Below are 19,274 nucleotides of genomic sequence, written 5' to 3' on the forward strand. Positions count from 1 at the left end.
TCACTCGCCTCTATATCAATAGTTTACTCGTTCACATGTCGATAGTTTACTCGCATCTATAACCATTAGTTTACTCGTTCCTTTATCTGTAGTTCATTCGCTCCTAAACCTGTAGTTTACTCGTACCCATGTCTATATTTTATTCGTGACCAACTCAATATTTTTTTCGTGCACTAACCCAATAGTTTACTCGTATTTGAGTAAACTATTGAGAAAGACCAAAGGTTTGATATGGAGGGGAGGGGGATCAGGTATTGACGTTTAACAAGAAATCTAACTTATCGAGTGCAGAACTCTTCAGTTTTGGTCGTTCAGTTTGTTCAGATTCGTTTTCTGCTTTCTCAATCGATATTTTTCGGTAGTGTTTGTAAATGTCGTAAAATAATTCTCTACAGCGCGGTCTGTATTTCTCATAGTGTGATGAGAGAACGTAGTAAGCTACGGCCAGCTGCTCAGTCTCTTCTTGAGTAAGCGTTTCTTTTTTCATACGCAGACGATTCTCTGCATTCATTGCGACTTCCGCTGCTGCTTCAAGATCCATTGGATGCAATTTGATGAATTGATCTATCCAAAGGTACTCGAACTCAATGCTGGTAATTTTGTTGCCTGTTTTGTTTTCAATGATGCCATGACGTTTTTTACCAGAAGGATCTGTGTTGAAAAACATTACCTCGTCACTACAAGCCTCCTCTATTTCTTCAATCGACTTTACCAGCGCCTGATTGACGAATACCGATGTGTCCTTCATGGTTTTCTTGCCTGGCAGATAGTTATCTTTGTCGTCAACTAACCCGAAAATACCTTTGAGAGTCATAACGTCTGTCTTATACAACTGCTTCTCAGGGGTTTTGAACCTCGATAATAGGTCATACATTGGTTTAGAGTATTTTCCCCTCAGTCGTAGGAATCTAGCCACGTTAACGGAAGCGTATCCTTTTGACGCGTCGTGAAAAAAGTCTCTCAAGTCATAATTTGGTACCATTGTTAACTTTCCACGTGCATATTTCACTGTCGGGAAAAGGACGGATGATTCAAATTCATGAGTCGTCGGATGCTCTGCTAAAACCGTTCGTTTCTGAAGCCTAAGAGCGACAGGTTTAATTGTTGCCGCAAGGCTTTTGGATTCAACTTCAAGCCAATCAGCCAACCTAGAGGCGGGGATAGAAATTTCGAGCTGGGTTTCTTCTTTCCACTCTGTCTTTTGCATCTGGATCAGAAATAGGGCAAGTAGATTTTGCTCATGGGTCGTCATCGATATACGACTGTAGATTAAGTTGTGGTTTTTCTTATACGTCTGCGGTAATTGCGCTTCTGGATGTACATCGAATTTGTCAGTTTTGACTTTCTTCGATGTTGTAGTTACCCCATCTGAACCCTGTAGTACCTGTTTGTTGTTTGCTTTATCTGTCATGGCATCCTCCCTATGCATCAATATAGCGTTCGCCATTTTCTCATTCCATATTTTTTTCGTATTCCCTCCATATTTTTTTCGTGTTGACCCAACTATTAAATTTCAATCCCTATCTTTTCTTCGTGTATCTCCATATTTTTTTCGTGTTCACACAATATTTTACTCGTCATATACCTATATTTTATTCGTGTAATCCAAATAGTTTACTCGTCTTAAATTGTGATCAAAATTAACTCTGTAAATGTAAGTTATTGTTATATAAGAGTTAAGTGTGGGCGGTGAACAACGGGATCTTGCAAGTAAAAATCTGTATTTTTTTTGCACAAATATGTTAAATTTTTGAATCAGATTATTTAAAGGCAAAATGAAGTCTAAAAAAAATCGTTAGGTATTGTTTTAAAAGGGTTTTTAATGGTTTACATAGATTTCGATATAAATATTTGTGTATCAGCATTGATTTTGACAACCCAACTGTGAATGACACTCTAAAGATGACGAGAAAAATCTATGAGTAGACGAGTAAAATCTCGGGCTCACACGGTTTATTTATTGGAATTTTGAAGTAAATCGTGGCAGGGAGGGGAGCGCAAATTTGCGTGAATTGATTCAGAGGCCAATATCGGGCCATCTTTCCCCGATTGCGAGGCATTCATGAAAGTATCCAGTTCTAGCCAGTTAACCGATTTACTGTCTTCCGTTTGGCCCAATAACGAAGTTAACGCCTTACAAGGTCTGCTTTCATTGTTTGACACGTTAATTAATCACGGCGCCAGAGTATGCGAGCAGCCAACGCCGGATATTACTCCCGCTCAAAAGACGTTGTTTGTTCAGGCTGTCTATTCAGAGTTATCGAGCGGTAATCTCGACCCCATTGGAAAAGCAATTAGTTTTTATGGTGCCGATGCAGGGTTTACTCACGACAATCAGGATTTCCGCTTGTGTATCCATGCCGGTGATCGTCAGCCATTAACTGTGAAATCGTATTCATCATTGCAGTCCGGTTCGGGGCTGGATGTACAGGGTTATCTGTTACAGCTGGCTAACGGTTGTCAAAGCAACATCGTAAACGACCCATTTCATTCTCTCTGGATACGACTAGAAGATCCGAGTCGTAGCAAGCTAATTGCCGCATACGTGCAGATTACTCTGCTAATGAAAGCGATTTCTAAGCGAGTAGGTAGGGCGGTATCACCGTTTTGTGTGGAACTGGTGGCAATAAATATTTAAATATACAAAATTTGTGTGATTATGAGTTTGTGTTTTAATGTGCTCGTTAATTACTTCTTTGGAGAGAGCAAAATGGGTTCAGTTAATAAAGTTATCATTGTTGGCAATATCGGTCAGGAAATTGATTTTAAGACACTTCCTAGCGGTACAAGCGTAGCAAATTTCAGTGTGGCCACGAGTGACACTTGGAAAGACCAACAGGGTGTTCAGCAAGAGGTGACCGATTGGCACAAGATTGTTGTTTGGGGCAAGCTGGCTGAGATTATCAATCAATACGGTGGAAAAGGCCGTCAGGTCTACATCGAAGGCAAGCAAAAGACTCGCAAATATAAAGATGCCAATGGCCAAGAACGCTACACAACAGAAGTTGTCGTGGACTTTGATGGTCAAGTACAGCTTTTAGGTGGTTCACCAAAGGATAATGCAGGCCAAAGCTCTGGTTATCAGCAAAACGCACCACAGCAGCAAGGTTACCAGCAAAACGCACCGCTGCTGCATGGATACCAGCAAAATGCACCGCAGCAAGGCGGTTATCAGGCGCAACCACAGGGCGGTCACCAACAAAATACTCAGCAACAGGCTTATAACTACCACCGTTAACCTTTAGGGTTTGTTGAACTAGCCGCCTTCGGGCGGCTTTTGTTCTGTCCACAGGGGCTCATAAAGCCTGCGGCGCCGTGCCTTTAACTGGCCGATCCCAATAAGTCGGAGCCAAAAGGTTTTCGAATATGGGTTTAATGGCTTCGGGAGAAAGGAAAGCGAATTTATGCTTGCTTGAAAGAAATCGATGTTATCCGCAAACATTAATCTTAAATTATTCTATAGTGCTATATAAGGATGTTTCTCTGAAATACAAGATGTTATCATTGGCCATCACAGTCTCTCTTGCTGGCCCAATCCACGCAAGTGAGTTACCGATGTTGTTGGACAGACCCGCTGACTCTATTCCATTGGATAGGTCTATAGAGACAAAGCTCAAGCAAGCAGGGGGTTCTCCTTCGATTATTGCAAAGGCGGTAGCGTTGTCAGCGGCTAACATCAATATAAACGCTGATGCTGAGAACGCAGAGATTAACTGCAAGCCATATCCTCGTGGTAAATACTCTCAAACACTGGTTCAGGATTGCACCACTGTACCTGTTGATCTCTCCAAGACCGTAGCAGATGTGATTTTCTTTTATCACCCTCGTTGGATGGAGCAAATGCCATCGAAGGGGCAGGCATTTAAAGCAATCAGAGAAGAAATAGCTACAACAAATAGGGTGTTAGCTCAAAATACTCCTGCACAGCTCAAACTGGTAGCATTTGAAGAGCCGACGTTTGCTGGCTATCGAGATTTCGAAGTGGCTTTATATGGCGGGGAAGAAAAATACCAAGAATTACTCGCTGTGGGTTTGGATGAAGTGCCAAACAGCTTCGATGCCTATAACAATCGTTCATCTAGCTACACCTACCAAGGTGAAAAGTGGACTAAGTATTATTATGGCGCTGAAGGGATGTTAAATCTGTCGTGGAACTATTTACCATTTTATTTAAGTGGGCGAATGGGTATTGAGACTCTGCCAGAAGATACCAAGATGCTGTTAGATTACAGCCCAGACATTGAAATTTATGGTCGTTTAGCCGAGCCTGAATACAGTGATTTCGAAAAAACACTCTGTGGCTCAGCTGGATTTAACGCTGCACAGCTTACGTCCCATGGTGTAAATACCTGCCCGAACACCGTTGTGCATGAAATAGGGCATGTGTACTTGGCCGATCATGACCTAGCGCACCGCAATACCGATAATATCGCTAAATTTAAACGTGCTACTGATTCCCCTTGTGATGGCGGTTATACGGTAATGACTTGGCAATCATCTCCGGACACCAAACTGTATTATTCATCCCCTGAAGTGATTGTAAATGGTAGTGTTTGTGGCGATGAAAGCCTGAGTTTTGTTGTGTCTCGTAACGGCGATTTATCAAAGTCAGCGTCGGTGAAAGTGTTCATTGATAACGCGGTAACACTGCTGGATTCAGATTTTATTGATGTGAAGTTTGCCGCCGGTGAAAGCACTAAATCTGTTGTAGTAAGCATCATAGACAATGCCTCAACCGCTGAAAACAGTAGTTTAGTGGCGGAACTTGTTACCCCAAGACTATTGAAGGTGACGGGCAGTACGATGGCGATCACTATCAACAATGACGATGTACTACCTGTGGTGACTCCGCCGACTACCTCGACTACTCCAACCACCCCAACAACACCAGAGCCGGAATCATCTAGTGGTGGCGGGTCATTAGGGTATATCAGTCTCGTTTTCCTCGCCTTAGCTAGACGATTACGAAAATAACCCAGCGCTTCAAAGACAGCTCCCATTGGAGCGGTTTTTTTGTGCGTAATTTACAGTCATATTTGATGACCAGAAATATTTAAGTGATAGGTTAACAGAGTAAGCAGTATCGAGCCTGGGAACCCCAAATTTTTGCGTGAATTTCCCGATATGAGTTAATGAGCATGAGTCAAATGGCTCAATAATTCTGAGAGGGAAGGGTAGTGGATATACTGAATATTGCTGACATCAATGTGGCTGAATACGTTGAATACGATACGCCAGATCAAACGCCTGTCTGGGCATGGATTGAAGACAACGCGACGTATACGCATCGCAAGAACCATGACGCGGATAACTGCGGCATTTGGGAGTTTGTTGTGAATACCTGCTGCATTACCGATGAAGATTGTGATGTATCAATCGAAGATGTGCCGCAAGAAATCAGGGGGGCGGTCCGAGAGGCCATTGATAATGGCGCAGCCTATATTCTGTTTCATCAAGGCACCTAAGCAGCTGCCTAAGATGTAATTTAGCCCCCTGATAGATTTGGTTCTATCGGGGGATTTTGTGTTAAATTGCTGATGAAACAGAGGAAAGCAAATGTTGTATTAAGCATATCCAAGCGTTATTCACAAAATCTGTGGATAAAAGGAAGCCTATAATGAAAGTGAGATTTTTGTGTGCAGTAGCTCTTGCGAGTTCACTCAGTGCCTATGCCGCAGACGGTGGAATAGATCTGAAAAAATCTTTTACCCAATTGGATTGCTCTGAGACTAAACCCGTTGGTAAACAGCTCGGCTATCAGTCTGATTTTGATGATGGCAGTCGCTCAAGATTGTTCTATCCCTTCGTGAAGGCTTTTGGTGGTGTTCATCGTGAGTTTAGTTTGCAGAGCGGGTACAACGATGACCGCTCTCAAACTGCCGATTACTTTTATACACAGATAGGGACATCACGCGTCAGGTATTTTGAAACTACGGCCAATTTTAATTCTGAGTACGGGGCTAACAAAGTACCGCTATACTGCTTCGAGATAGAACGCGCTTATATTTTTCCAAAAGTCTAATCCACCAGATCTGAAATTTGCCAGAAATTCAATCACTGGTAGCCTATTCACAGTAACTAACCCAATGAGGAAAAATAGATGGAAACTCAATCAGTAGACCCAAGAGAAGCGTTTGTTAAAGAAATCACTGGTGAGTCAGATGTTGCTAACTGCTCTTCTTCAGACTACGAAAGGATAGAGGATGCGTTTATTGATGGCGCAAGCGAAATGGGGAAATACCTTGAACAATGTGAAGCACTTCGAGCGGCAGGCTTTACTGAGCTGGCTGACAGCCTAGTCACGTTAGACAATCATCGCCAAGCCTTCGATTGGGCGCGTGAAAACCTCTAATGCCTTTGAGCATCCCTTCTAATTAATACCCGCTTAGTGCGGTTTTTTTATTGCCATTAAGCATGATAAAAGGCGCTTAATCGCGCCCTTATTCTGAATAATCCAGCAGTGTAATAGCGGCTTATTCTTCTTGTCGACAATGCTCACAAGCATTACAGCTAAAACAGTATCGGCAACCGCATCCTGCGCCACCTTCGCTCACTCCGCAATCACTGCAATTGAAGAGAGAACTACAGTCCCACTTGCCGGATTGATTAAGGCATTGAGTGCTGTCACCTTCGCTCTTTGTTACTGGCCCTAGGATATTCATCGTCATCTTGTACGCTCCTGCTTTGAGTTTCTAGCAGCTTCTCTCACAGATTCCAAACGACACAAATTTCTAGGGAATCTCTCAAACGGGGATTGATGTTGTTCTGATGGCTCAAGTACGACAGCTCCGGGACGCGCTTTACCCCAGGCTGACAACTCTGTTAGGCGATTACATGGGAATTGTGATTTTGGCCAATGCCCGGATAGACATGAAGCGATGTTGAGATGTGTGTTAAGCACTGACATTGATACGAGTATTTTAGTCCGGGACATCTCCTGCTCCGGGACATGATTTCCCTAGGCTGACAACTCAGTAAGGCGTTAACGTGTTTTGAGTGGGGACGCGGCGATTAGTTTAAGTAGGGGAGGGCTAAATTCAATCTTTGATTCGGTGGAATCACGCTAAAAATATTAAAGTTAACCCTTTACATTCAGGTTGTTAGGTGTGATTTAGCTTGGTGCAAATTTGTAGGAATTTGAATGGAAGATGTGACTTCTCACCGCCCTATCGGACGATGCTTCTTATTTCGTTAGCCGTTGCTCGATAGTATCGAGACTTACGCAGCTTCCATAAGCAGAGACGACCGTCCAGCCGCCTTTAATTCCAGAATGCCTTTATCTCGGATATTTAGGGCGGCGTTTAAGTCGCGATCAATATCTGTAGTGCCGCAAGATGGGCAGTTCCACTGACGAACCGATAAGGGCATATCATCCATTTTATGACCGCAACAATGGCAAGTCTTAGAGCTGGCGTACCACTGATCGAGCTTTATTAGATGCTTGCCTTGCTCTTTCAGTTTGTATTCCAACTTAACGACAAAGCTATGCCATGAGGCATCCGCTATATGTTTCGCCAGTTTGCGGTTTTTCATCATGTTTGCCGATTTCAATGTCTCAACTATCACTGCTTGGTTTTCGTCAACGAGAGTTCGAGAGAGTTTGTGTTGAAAATCGGCACGAGCATTAGCTACTTTTTCATGGCATTTAGCAACTCGCAGTCGAGCTTTCGCACGATTGGCACTGCCTTTTGCTTTTCTGGATAGCTGACGCTGCTTACGTCTGAGATTCTTCTCAGCACGTTTTACAAATCTTGGGTTGGCTGTCTTTCTGCCGTTTGACTCAATGGCAAAATGAGAAAGACCCAGATCAATACCTGTCACTTTGTTCACAGTATGAATTGGGCTAGGAGCGTCCACAGCATCATCCGCAAGGATTGATGCGTAGAACTTACCTGTTTTACTCATGCTCACGGTGATGCTTTTAACTGTACCCACAATCTCACGGTGAATATTCGCCTCTACTGGCTTCATTTTCGGTAGTTTGATTGCGCCATCGAGTACCTTTACGCCTACACAATGGTAACTCGATTGTTTTCCATGTCTGCGTTTGAATTGTGGATATTTGGCTTTCAACTTTGGATTAAAGAAGTTATCAAAGGCTTGGTGAAGATTAATCACCGATTGCTGCAAAGCAATTGAATCATATTGCTTCAACCAATGATATTTTCGTGATTTCTTTGCAACCGAAAGCAGTGGCTTTATATCCTTTTTTGGACTCAATGTGACACCATGTTTGCGGTACATGTAAGACTTTAAATGTAGAGCTTTGTTATACGCAAAGCGCACAGCCCCAAACTGAGCAATTAAAAACTCAGCTTGTTCTGGCGTTGGATAAATGCGTACTTTCGTTGCTCTTAACATTTCAGTGCTCATCTATATAATACCATTATAATATTGGCTTAGATGGAACTTGTAAAGTGAGTGTACGCAACAAAGAATTACTTCAAGACTACCTTAAAAAAAGGCACAGCGTGAGCAAGTTGGTTGTTCATCTAGTGTTTACAACGAAATACAGACGCAAGTTGTTTACGGGAGTTATGATCGAGCAATTAAGAGAGGCTTTTGAGTCAGCTTGTGTAAAACTTGAATGTGAATTGATAGAAATGGATGGAGAACAGGATCACATTCATTTACTGATCTCATACCCTCCGAAACTTTCAATTAGCGTAATGGTTAACAACTTGAAAGCAGTTTCATCTCGCATGTTGCGACGACAAAATACGCACCTTACGAGACAGAGTAAAAGCTCCGCTCTATGGTCTCGTTCATACTTTGCTTGCACTGCTGGCGGTGCAACAATTGAAACATTAAAAGCCTATGTAGAGAGTCAATCGACTCCAGATTAAGACGCTATCGCGTCTTACGCCTTATATCCCCGCCCTCATCGGGCGAGGGTTTACGGCGAAATTGCTAAAACGGAACCTATCGGTTCCGTCTGCGGCTTGTATCTCTTAAGAAAGCACGCACTCAATGCCTTTCTTATCAATCATATTAAGCAATCTTAGCGCGGCACCCTGTGGCTTAGACTTTCCCTGTTCCCACTTTTGAACGCTCTCGTTGCTCATATTCAGAATCGTAGCTAGGACACCTTGGCTAATGTGCTCACGCTCTCTTAGATTCTTTATTCGCTCTGCTGTCATTTCATCTAGCTTTGCGCTGAGTGCGAGCGCATCGATTTTTCGCATGGTTAGCTGATCCATCGTGCCATTTTTAGCTAAACGCTGAGCCAGTTTGTGCATTCTATCTAAGCGTACATCAGTCATATAGAACCTCTCTTAACTCACCACTTTTGATGATATAAGTAAGACCATCATCACTTCCCTCCTAATAACTAAGGTAAAGAATACTATAGTTTTTGTTGTTCAATAAATGGCAGAGTCGAATAAAATGGAGGCAATCCTAATGTTGGGGCTTAACACAGATGGGGTTGGCTTTATTTCGAGGATGCCCCATTATCAGTTAGACCAAATACACTACAGTTTTGAGTTTCAAATCTGTCACAATTTCCTAAATTGCATATCTATTCAACTCATTGACCTCAATCTCAAGCTAAAATAAATAAGGACATTTCTAAAGTCATTTAGGGGTCAGTTATGTGGACGAAAAAAGGCCATCGAACTGGGCAGAAAAAGCCCTTTAAGCTCGAGGATATCTGGCGTATCCGCACTAGACTCGAAATCGAAGGTAATATCATGGAGCTAGCGTTACTTAATCTCGCTATTGATTGCAAGTTACGCTCATGTGATTTACTCAGGATGAAAGTAAGGGATATTTCGTCAGGTGGTATTATCCAAAATCGTGTCCTTTATAGCCAAAGTAAAACGGGTAGAGAGGTACAATTTGAAATCACGTCACGCACGGCACAATCGTTAACCCAGTGGTTTATACACAGCCAATTAGCCATTTCAGACTATCTTTTCCCAAGTCCTCGAAAGTCGGGCAGACCAATGAGTTATAGCTGTTATTCAACAATCATTCGTCGTTGGGCATCACAACTTGGCTATGACTCTCACCTGTATGGAACTCACTCTATGCGAAGAACAAAAGCAACGTTGATCTATGCTCGAACAAAGAACATACGAGCCGTGCAGCTACTACTAGGCCATGTCAAGTTGGATAGTACCATTCGCTATCTAGGGGTAGAAATGGAAGATGCATTAAATATATCTGAAGATATAGAGTTTTGACGTTACCCGTAATAAGTCTATATACATCGGTAGGTTGTAAGGTTAGGCATGAGCAAAATGGAGAACCCTGCGCTGCAAAATAGATAGAAAATCTTATTTATAAGGTTTATATTAAAAATAATTTTAATGACTTTATAAACCGAGCTATTGCTTGAGAGGATTCCATGTTTGCAGAACGCTTAGAACGAGCCCGTAAGGCTGCCGGGCTATCCATGAATGCATTAGCCAACGAGGTAGGACTGTCCGCTAACGCCATTAAAAAGTATGAACATGGCACGGCTATGCCTTCTTCTTCAAACCTACTAAAACTCGCGAAAGCGCTCGATGTGCGCACTGAGTACTTCTTTCGTCCAACGAAGGTGAAACTAGAGGGCGTAGAGTACCGCAAGCGTGCTAGTACACCAAAGAAAGTTTTAGACCGAATTAATGGCGATGTTTTAGAACAAGCTGAACGTTGGCAAGAGCTTTTAGAGTTGTATCCCGACTCAGTGAAGCCTATCCCTGAGTTTACTTTACCAAATGAGCTTCCTGAACAAATCACTAGCATAGAACAAGTTGAAGACTTAGCTATTCAAATGCGCCATGCTTGGGAGCTAGGGCTAAACCCTATTCACGATATGATCGATACCCTCGAAGCTAAGGGCGTGATGATTATTACCACGGATGTGGAAACAGGTAAGAAGTTTGACGGTTTAGCGGGCAAGATTGGTAGCACTCCTGTAGTGGTGATCTCTACCGCCCAAAGTGGTGACCGTCAGCGCTTCACCTTGGCCCATGAACTTGGGCACTTAGTCGTGCATGGTCGTTTAGCTGAAGGGATTGATGAGGAGAAGGCTTGTAATGCCTTTGCTGGTGCATTTCTTTTACCTACCCAATCACTTATTGAACACTTGGGTGAAAAGCGCCGTCATATTGAACCGCGTGAATTACTGATGCTAAAGCACGAATACGGTATTAGCATGCTAGCGGCACTGTTTCGAGCTGGCCAATGTGGAATAATTACGCCTGCGACTCAGAAAAACCTATTTATGCTGTTTAGCAAAAATGGCTGGCGAACGGAGGAGCCAGGAAAAGCATACCCTCATGAGTCGACTTATCTACATAAGCAGTTGGTATATCGTGCTTTAGGTGAAGAATACATAGGGGAGTCAAAAGCTGCAGAGTTACTTGGCATGTCTGTTTCTAGCTTTCGTAAAGAACGAAAGTTGGAGGTGCCGACTCAAGCACAGTTAGCTCAGGAGGCTAGCCGTGCAGCAGCTGCTAATTAGTGATGCCAATATCCTCATTGACATGGAAGAAGGTGGTTTACTGGAAGCAATGTTTCAGTTGCCCTATGACTTTGCAACGCCAGATATTCTTTTTGTTGAAGAACTTGAAGAAGATCATCCCCACCTTCTGGATTTAGGGTTAGCGCTAAAAGAGGTTTCTGCAGAATCAATGATGTATGCCATGCAGCTAACGGGGACCTATACCCAAGCGAGCCGAAACGATTGTTTTGCCCTTGCTTTACCAAAGCAAGAACAGTGTCCTTTACTGACTGGTGATATGGCACTGAGAAAAGCAGCAGAAAAAGAAGCTGCCATTGTTAAAGGCACAGTTTGGCTAGTAAGCCAACTGGTGGTTCATCAGCAAATCAATACCGAACAAGCGCGAGCAGCCTATAAGCAGATGCAAGCCAATGGCAGGCGTCTACCTTGGCATATCGCAGAACAAGCTTTAGTAGAACTAGAGCAAGTAAATTAATAATTAATAGGTTGCCCTCATAAAGTGCAATTTAGAACGATCAGGAATTCTAATAATGACAAGTTTACAGCAACGTGCCGAACTTCAACGCCAAATATGGGCGATTGCCAACGATGTAAGAGGCTCAGTGGATGGTTGGGATTTTAAACAATATGTACTGGGTACGCTGTTCTACCGTTTTATCAGTGAAAACTTTGTCAACTACATCACAGGCGGCGACGAGAGTGTTAACTATGCTGCCATGTCTGACGATGATGAAAACATCAAGTTTGCTAAAGAAGATGCCATTAAAACCAAAGGCTATTTTCTTTACCCTAGCCAGTTGTTTAGCAATGTGGCAGCCAATGCACACAAGAACGAAAATTTAAATACGGATTTGGCAGCTATTTTTGCTGCAATCGAAAACTCAGCCAATGGCTTCGATTCAGAAAAAGACATCAAAGGCTTGTTTGCGGATTTTGATACCACCAGTAATCGCTTGGGTAATACGGTAGAGGCAAAAAACAAACGCCTAGCAGCCGTGTTAAAAGGCGTGGCAGGTTTAACCTTCGGTAATTTTGAAGACAACCAAATTGATTTATTCGGTGATGCCTACGAGTTCCTGATTTCTAACTACGCGGCAAATGCGGGTAAATCCGGTGGCGAATTTTTCACCCCTCAGCACGTTTCAAAATTGATCGCGCAGCTCGCCATGCACGGCCAGACCAGTGTCAATAAAATCTATGACCCTGCGGCGGGTTCGGGCTCGTTACTGTTACAAGCCAAAAAGCACTTCGATGCGCATATCATTGAAGATGGTTTTTTTGGTCAAGAGCTCAACCACACCACCTACAACTTGGCGCGTATGAATATGTTTTTGCACAACATTAACTACGACAAGTTTAATATTCAGTTGGGTGATACCTTAACCGAACCACACTTTTTAGATGACAAACCGTTTGATGCCATCGTCTCTAACCCGCCTTATTCAGTGAAATGGATTGGTAGCGATGACCCAACCCTAATCAACGATGACCGCTTTGCGCCCGCTGGTGTGCTTGCGCCCAAATCAAAAGCCGACTTTGCCTTTGTTCTGCATGCGCTAAGTTACCTATCAAGCAAAGGTCGTGCAGCCATTGTCTGCTTCCCTGGTATTTTTTACCGTGGTGGTGCTGAGCAAAAAATTCGCCAGTACCTAGTAGATAACAACTACGTTGAAACCGTTATTTCACTGGCTCCTAACCTGTTTTTTGGCACCACCATTGCCGTGAATATTTTGGTGCTGTCTAAACATAAAGCCGATACCACCACCCAGTTTATAGACGCTAGCGGCCTGTTTAAAAAAGAAACCAATAACAACGTGCTGACTGACCAGCATATCGCAGACATCATGAAGGTGTTTGCCAGCAAAGAGAATGTGGAGCATTTTGCTAAATCGGTTGATTTGGATGTTATCACAGGCAACAGCTACAACCTATCGGTGAGCAGTTATGTGGAAGCTAAAGACAACCGCGAGCTAGTGAATATTACAGAGCTTAATGCCGAGCTTAAAACCACTGTTGCTAAAATTACTCAACTTCGCAGTGATATTGACACCATTGTGGCAGAGATTGAAGGTGAGGAGCTTGAGGCATGAGTCAGTTGAACTATTTAGAGAAACTGCTGGATGGGGTTGAGGTAGAGTGGAAGCTGTTAGAGCAATTGGTGGTAGATAAGTTTTGGATCATGCCCGCAACTCCAAAATTCAATGAAGGAGAGACAATTCCATACATCACATCAAAAAATATTAAGGGTGGCCATATAAGTTTCGATAAAACCAAGTTTATTTCTCGCGAAGATTATATTGAATTATCTCGTAATAGGCCGATTCTTGCTGGTGATTTTTTAATAAGCATGATTGGTACAATTGGTGAAGTAGCTGTTGTAAAGGAATCAGACTTAGCGTTTTATGGTCAAAATATGTACCTTATTCGGTTAGATGAAACTGTCATTATGAGTAGGTATTTTTGGCATTTCTTTGACTCACCTAGGATGAAAAGTCATTTTCAAGCAGTAAAAAACAACTCGGGTCAGGGGTATCTAAAGGCAAACAATATTGACAAACTAGAAATCCCCATCCCATGCCCAGATAACCCAGAAAAATCGCTGGCAATACAAGCGGAAATAGTGCGCATTCTGGACGCATTTACCGCCATGACCGCCGAGCTGACCGCCGAGCTGACCGCCGAGCTTAACATGCGGAAAAAACAATACAACTACTACCGCGACCAGTTGTTAAGTTTTGAAGAGGGTGACGTTGAGTGGAAGGCGTTGGGGGAGATTGGTCACATCGTGACTGGCCGCACTCCAAAGTCGTCAGATAAGTCTGCATGGGGTAATGATGTTGATTTTGTAACCCCCAGCGATATCAAGAACGGGATGCGAAACATCGCATTTCCAAGTCGTCGTTTATCAGCTGAAGGAGCAGCTTCGATGTCAAAAGTTCTGCTCCCTAGTGGCTCATTGCTAGTCACGTGTATCGGCGCTGATATGGGTAAGACAGTAATTAATGCTAACGACTGCATCCCCAATCAACAAATCAACGCAATTACATTGACCGATGATAGCGTTCAAGTCGGCTACCTATTCCACGTTCTGACTGCTATGCGTGAGGCACTGCGTCGGCAAGGGGAGTTGGGCGGAGGAACAATGCCACTCATAAATAAAAGCGACTTTTCAAAGATTGTTGTTCCGATTCCTTCGCATGAAGAACAGAACCGAATAGCTACAATCCTCGATAAATTCGACGCTCTCACCAACTCAATCACCGAAGGTCTGCCCCGCGAAATAGAACTCCGCCAAAAGCAATACGAGTATTATCGTGATCTGTTATTAAGCTTCCCTAAAACTGAAGAGGCGGCAGCTTAATATGGGTAAGGAACTTAAGGGCATAGCTAAAGACTTAATCAGCAAGAATAAAAAGGTACAGTTGATCTATGCCTTTAATGGCACAGGAAAAACGCGTTTATCACGAGCCTTTAAGGAGGAAATAGCTCCTTCTACACAAAACGATGATAGTGAAGAAGATGGTGAGAAAACTCGTGATAAGTTTCTGTACTACAACGCCTTTACGGAAGACCTATTTTATTGGGATAACGATTTAAAAGTAGATTCAAGGCCAAAGTTAAAAATACAACCAAATACTTTTACGGGTTGGTTGATAGACTTGTTAAAAGAGTTGGGCGAAGACGGCAACATCGCTACAAACTTTCAACGTTATACGGGTAGCAAAGCTACCCCAATATTCAATGAAAAATACAAAGCTAAAATTGATGAAAAGGAAGTAACGATACCTGCGTTTTCTGAGGTCACTTTTCAAGTAGCCGCAAATGAACCTGTCAACTATGAGCCAGGTACTGCCGCGACTGATGGTGTCGAAAATGTCGTTCAAGGTAAATACGAAGTAATAAAAATTTCAAAAGGTGAGGAAAGTAACTTTGTATGGAGTGTTATGTACACTCTTTTACAACAAGTTGTTTCCACCCTTAATGAGCCAGATGTTGCTAATAGAATTACTGATAAGTTTGATGCTTTAGAATACGTATTTATTGATGATCCAGTGAGTTCATTGGATGATAGTCATTTAATTGAATTAGCGGTTGATTTAGCAGGTTTGATCAAGTCTAGTACGTCAGACTTAAAATTTATCATAACAACGCATAGTCCCCTTTTTTATAATGTGCTCTGCAATGAGCTCAATAATAAGGCTTATCAAAAGCAGGCCGATGGTACTTTCAAACCAATCTATAAGCCAAATAAGGAATTTCAAAAATACCGATTAGAAAAGCTGGCTGATGGTGATTTTGAACTACCTGAACAACCGACAGACTCGCCGTTTTCTTATCACTTATTCCTTCTAAATGAGCTTCAGAAAGCCATTAATGACAGACAAATCAGAAAGTATCATTTTAGTCTTCTGAGAAATGTTCTTGAGAAAATGGCCACTTTCCTAGGTTATAACTATTGGCCTGCACTTCTTCAAAAATCTCAAGACGGAAAGCCAGATCCATTCGCCAATAGAATCCTTAATTTATCCAGCCACTCTGCTCATGCTGGCGACGAGATCTCGGATCTAGAAGATAAAGACAAGGATAAATTAGAAGCCTTGGTTGGTTACTTAATAAACACTTATGGATTCAAGAAGCAGGAATTACAATGACCAACTATAAAAGTATTGCAGAATCGAATAACTTTATTGTTTTAGATAAATATACACGACAAGACCAAATTGCTGAGGGCTACCAGAGCGAAGGTGATTTAGAGCGTGAACTGATTCAGGACCTAAACAACCAGGGCTATGAGTATTTACCCGCGCTAACGACACCCGATGCCATGATGGTGAATGTGCGTAAACAATTACAAGCCCTCAATAAGGTCGAGTTTACTGATGCCGAGTGGGCTCGCTTTTGCGAGCAATACTTAAACACCCCAAGCGATAATATTCTTGATAAAACTCGCAAGGTGCACAGTGACTATATCTTCGACTTTGTCTTCGATGATGGCCATATAGAAAATATCTACCTATTCGACAAGAAGACCATTGCTCGTAACAAAGTGCAGGTCATTAAGCAGTTTGAGCAAACGGGAAGCCATGCCAACCGTTACGATGTGACGATTTTGGTCAATGGTTTGCCTTTGGTGCAAATTGAATTGAAAAAGCGTGGTGTGGCGATCCGTGAGGCGTTTAACCAAATACATCGCTACAGTAAAGAAAGCTTTAATGCAGAGAACTCGTTGTACAAGTTCTTGCAGCTATTTGTGATCTCTAATGGCACCGATACGCGCTATTTTGCCAATACCACCAAGCGCGATAAAAACAGCTTCGACTTTACGATGAACTGGGCGAAGTCAGACAATACGCTGATCAAGGATTTAAAAGACTTTACCGCCACTTTTTTCCAGAAAGAGACCTTGCTTGAAGTGATCTTGCGTTACTCGGTGTTTGACGTCAGCAATACCTTACTTGTAATGCGCCCCTACCAGATTGCCGCCACTGAGCGCATTTTATGGAAGATCAAGAGCGCATTTAACGCTAAGAATTGGAGCAACACCGAGAGCGGTGGGTACATTTGGCACACTACCGGTTCAGGTAAAACACTCACCAGCTTTAAAGCGGCACGTTTGGCCACCGATTTAGACTGTATCGATAAAGTCTTTTTTGTGGTGGACAGAAAAGACCTCGACTATCAGACCATGAAAGAGTATCAGCGGTTCTCGCCTGATAGTGTGAACGGTTCAGACAGTACCGCTGGGCTAAAAAGCAACCTGGATAAAGACGATAACAAGATTGTTGTTACCACCATCCAAAAGCTCAACAACTTAATCAAAAGTGAAAGCGATTTAGCTATTTACAATAAGCAGGTTGTCTTTATTTTTGATGAGTGTCATCGAAGCCAGTTCGGTGAAGCGCAGAAAAACCTGAAGAAGAAATTCAAAAAGTACTACCAGTTTGGTTTTACCGGTACGCCAATTTTCCCTGAAAACGCCTTGGGTGCTGAAACCACGGGCAGCGTGTTTGGCCAGCAGTTGCACACTTATGTGATCACTGATGCCATTCGTGATGAAAAAGTACTCAAGTTTAAAGTGGACTATAACGATGTTCGTCCGCAATTTAAGAGCATTGAGACTGAGCAGGATGATAAGAAGCTTAGTGCGGCGGAGAATAAGAAAGCGTTCTTGCATCCAATGCGCATTGGTGAAATCTCGCAGTATATTCTGAGCCATTTTAACCAAAAAACGCATCGAGCCTATTCTGGCGCCAAAGGGTTTAACGCCATGTTTGCGGTTAGTAGTGTTGATGCGGCGAAAGCCTATTATGAAACCTTCAAAACATTGCAGGCCGAGGCTGAGAATGGACCCACAAGTAAGCCTTTGCGCATAGCGACTATCTTCTCATTTGCTGCCAATGAAGAGCAGGACGCCATTGGTGATATTTTAGATGAGAGCTTTGAAGTCAGTGCCATGAACAGCAGCGCAAAGGAGTTTTTGAGCGCCGCAATCACTGACTACAACGCCATGTTTAAATCTAACTATGGCGTGGACAGTAATGGCTTTCAGAATTACTACCGTGACCTTGCCCAGCGCGTGAAGAATCAAGAAATAGATCTGCTCATAGTGGTTGGTATGTTTTTAACGGGCTTTGATGCGCCTACGCTCAATACCTTGTTTGTTGACAAAAATTTGCGCTATCACGGCTTGATGCAGGCGTTTTCTCGCACCAATCGTATTTATGATGCAACGAAGACCTTTGGCAATATTGTTACCTTCCGGGACTTAGAGCAGGCAACCATTGACGCCATCACCTTGTTTGGTGACAAAAACACCAAAAACGTGGTGCTGGAGAAGAGCTACAAAGAATACATGGAAGGCTTTAACGATATTGCTACTGGGCAGGCGCGTCGAGGTTTTGTTGATATCGTCAAAGAGCTGCAAGAACGCTTTCCAAACCCAGAAAATATTGAAAAAGAACAAGATAAAAAAGAGTTTGCCAAGCTGTTTGGTGAATACCTAAAAGCAGAAAATATTTTACAAAACTACGATGAGTTTGCAGGATTAAAGGCACTGCAAAGCTTAGATACCAGTGATGAACAAGCTGTTGAAGAGTTCAAGTCAAAGTACTATCTGGACGATGCTGACATCGAGGCAATGCAAGCTATCGATATGCCGAGCGAACGTGCTATCCAAGATTATCGCTCTACTTACAACGATACCCGTGACTGGTTGCGACGCGATAAAGAAGGTCAGGACAAAGATAAGTCAACGGTAGACTGGGGCGATGTGGTCTTTGAAATTGATTTGCTTAAATCGCAAGAAATCAACCTCGATTACATTCTTGAACTAATTTTTGATCACAATAAGAAGAACAAGAGCAAAGAAGGCTTGATTGAAGAAGTTCGCCGTATGATTCGTGGTAGCCTTGGTAATAGAGCGAAAGAGAGCTTAGTGGTTGATTTTATTAACCAGACAAACCTAGATGAGATCAATGACAAAGCCAGCATTATCGACGCCTTCTTCAAGTTCGCCCAGGCGGAGCAGAAGCGCGAAGCCGATGCCATTATTGCCTCTGAAAAGCTCAATATCGATGCTGCCAAACGTTATATTGCATCATCACTCAAACGTGAGTACGCCTCTGAAAATGGCACTGCTCTTAATGAGGCGCTGCCCAAACTTAGCCCATTGAACCCACAGTACCGAACCCAGAAGCAAACGGTTTTTCAGAAAATTGCTGCATTTGTTGAAAAATTCAAAGGTGTGGGTGGGCAGTTGTAGTGATATGAAGAGCTCTTTTCACGTAGTTAATGCTTGATGAAAAGAGCTCGATATTTT

The 19,274-nt window shown here is 42.8% G+C and carries 17 protein-coding genes; 14 read left to right on the forward strand and 3 right to left on the reverse strand.

Going from position 1 to position 19,274, the window contains the following annotated elements; all coding sequences use genetic code 11:
- Positions 1-247: 247 nt before the first annotated feature.
- Positions 248-1,411: a replication initiation protein gene (locus tag B5P39_RS20790; protein ID WP_011711564.1), complete on the reverse strand. Its 1,164-nt coding sequence runs from the start codon at positions 1,409-1,411 to the stop codon at positions 248-250.
- A gap of 651 nt (positions 1,412-2,062) precedes the next feature.
- Between B5P39_RS20790 and B5P39_RS20795 the strand changes: the two genes are divergently transcribed.
- The 6 genes from B5P39_RS20795 (at position 2,063) to B5P39_RS20820 (ending at position 6,352) form a co-directional block, all read left to right on the forward strand.
- The gene (locus tag B5P39_RS20795; RefSeq protein WP_011711565.1) at positions 2,063-2,638 is read left to right on the forward strand and encodes a hypothetical protein; all 576 of its coding nucleotides are present in this window, start codon (positions 2,063-2,065) and stop codon (positions 2,636-2,638) included.
- A gap of 72 nt (positions 2,639-2,710) precedes the next feature.
- The gene (locus tag B5P39_RS20800) at positions 2,711-3,238 is read left to right on the forward strand and encodes a single-stranded DNA-binding protein (RefSeq protein ID WP_011711566.1); all 528 of its coding nucleotides are present in this window, start codon (positions 2,711-2,713) and stop codon (positions 3,236-3,238) included.
- 128 nt (positions 3,239-3,366) lie between these two features.
- On the forward strand, positions 3,367-4,974 hold the full coding sequence (locus B5P39_RS20805) for a hypothetical protein (protein ID WP_011711567.1): 1,608 nt from the start codon (positions 3,367-3,369) through the stop codon (positions 4,972-4,974).
- 203 nt (positions 4,975-5,177) lie between these two features.
- Positions 5,178-5,465, forward strand: coding sequence for a hypothetical protein (locus tag B5P39_RS20810; protein ID WP_011711568.1), 288 nt, complete (start codon positions 5,178-5,180; stop codon positions 5,463-5,465).
- 152 nt (positions 5,466-5,617) lie between these two features.
- Entirely contained in the window at positions 5,618-6,022 is a 405-nt protein-coding gene (locus B5P39_RS20815; RefSeq protein WP_254915832.1) for a hypothetical protein, read from the forward strand.
- Between the two features lie 78 nt (positions 6,023-6,100).
- Positions 6,101-6,352: a hypothetical protein gene (locus B5P39_RS20820; protein ID WP_011711570.1), complete on the forward strand. Its 252-nt coding sequence runs from the start codon at positions 6,101-6,103 to the stop codon at positions 6,350-6,352.
- 866 nt (positions 6,353-7,218) lie between these two features.
- Here B5P39_RS20820 and B5P39_RS20825 read toward each other — a convergent pair.
- Positions 7,219-8,373, reverse strand: a complete 1,155-nt coding sequence (locus tag B5P39_RS20825) for an RNA-guided endonuclease InsQ/TnpB family protein (protein ID WP_217895753.1) — start codon at positions 8,371-8,373, stop codon at positions 7,219-7,221.
- A gap of 44 nt (positions 8,374-8,417) precedes the next feature.
- On the opposite strand from B5P39_RS20825, the gene tnpA reads away from it, so the two are divergent.
- Positions 8,418-8,846, forward strand: a complete 429-nt coding sequence (gene tnpA / locus B5P39_RS20830) for an IS200/IS605 family transposase (protein WP_011711573.1) — start codon at positions 8,418-8,420, stop codon at positions 8,844-8,846.
- A gap of 105 nt (positions 8,847-8,951) precedes the next feature.
- Here the strand turns inward: tnpA and B5P39_RS20835 are convergent, their stop codons facing one another.
- Positions 8,952-9,263: a helix-turn-helix domain-containing protein gene (locus B5P39_RS20835; protein ID WP_011711574.1), complete on the reverse strand. Its 312-nt coding sequence runs from the start codon at positions 9,261-9,263 to the stop codon at positions 8,952-8,954.
- Between the two features lie 330 nt (positions 9,264-9,593).
- On the opposite strand from B5P39_RS20835, the gene B5P39_RS20845 reads away from it, so the two are divergent.
- The 7 genes from B5P39_RS20845 to B5P39_RS20875 all read left to right on the forward strand — a co-directional run bounded on the left by B5P39_RS20845 (position 9,594) and on the right by B5P39_RS20875 (position 19,217).
- Positions 9,594-10,187, forward strand: a complete 594-nt coding sequence (locus tag B5P39_RS20845; protein ID WP_012588474.1) for a tyrosine-type recombinase/integrase — start codon at positions 9,594-9,596, stop codon at positions 10,185-10,187.
- Positions 10,188-10,351: 164 nt separating this feature from the next.
- Positions 10,352-11,455 (forward strand): helix-turn-helix domain-containing protein, encoded by a 1,104-nt coding sequence (locus B5P39_RS20850; RefSeq protein ID WP_088212827.1) that lies wholly within the window; start codon positions 10,352-10,354, stop codon positions 11,453-11,455.
- Positions 11,436-11,930 (forward strand): PIN domain-containing protein, encoded by a 495-nt coding sequence (locus B5P39_RS20855; RefSeq protein ID WP_088212828.1) that lies wholly within the window; start codon positions 11,436-11,438, stop codon positions 11,928-11,930. The genes B5P39_RS20850 and B5P39_RS20855 overlap by 20 nt, the downstream gene beginning before the upstream one ends.
- A 55-nt stretch (positions 11,931-11,985) precedes the next feature.
- Positions 11,986-13,545 carry a type I restriction-modification system subunit M gene (locus tag B5P39_RS20860; RefSeq protein ID WP_088212829.1) on the forward strand — a complete coding sequence of 520 codons (1,560 nt, stop codon included), beginning with the start codon at positions 11,986-11,988 and terminating at the stop codon, positions 13,543-13,545.
- A complete protein-coding gene (locus B5P39_RS20865; protein WP_088212830.1) occupies positions 13,542-14,816 on the forward strand; it encodes a restriction endonuclease subunit S in 1,275 nt (424 codons plus the stop codon). Before B5P39_RS20860 ends, B5P39_RS20865 begins: the two co-directional genes overlap by 4 nt.
- Position 14,817: 1 nt before the next feature.
- Positions 14,818-16,107, forward strand: a complete 1,290-nt coding sequence (locus B5P39_RS20870; protein WP_088212831.1) for an anticodon nuclease — start codon at positions 14,818-14,820, stop codon at positions 16,105-16,107.
- On the forward strand, positions 16,104-19,217 hold the full coding sequence (locus B5P39_RS20875) for an HsdR family type I site-specific deoxyribonuclease (protein WP_088212832.1): 3,114 nt from the start codon (positions 16,104-16,106) through the stop codon (positions 19,215-19,217). Before B5P39_RS20870 ends, B5P39_RS20875 begins: the two co-directional genes overlap by 4 nt.
- The last annotated feature ends 57 nt before the right edge of the window (positions 19,218-19,274 follow it).

It is taken from the genome of Shewanella sp. Shew256 (assembly GCF_002196695.1).
Lineage (GTDB): Bacteria > Pseudomonadota > Gammaproteobacteria > Enterobacterales > Shewanellaceae > Shewanella > Shewanella mangrovisoli.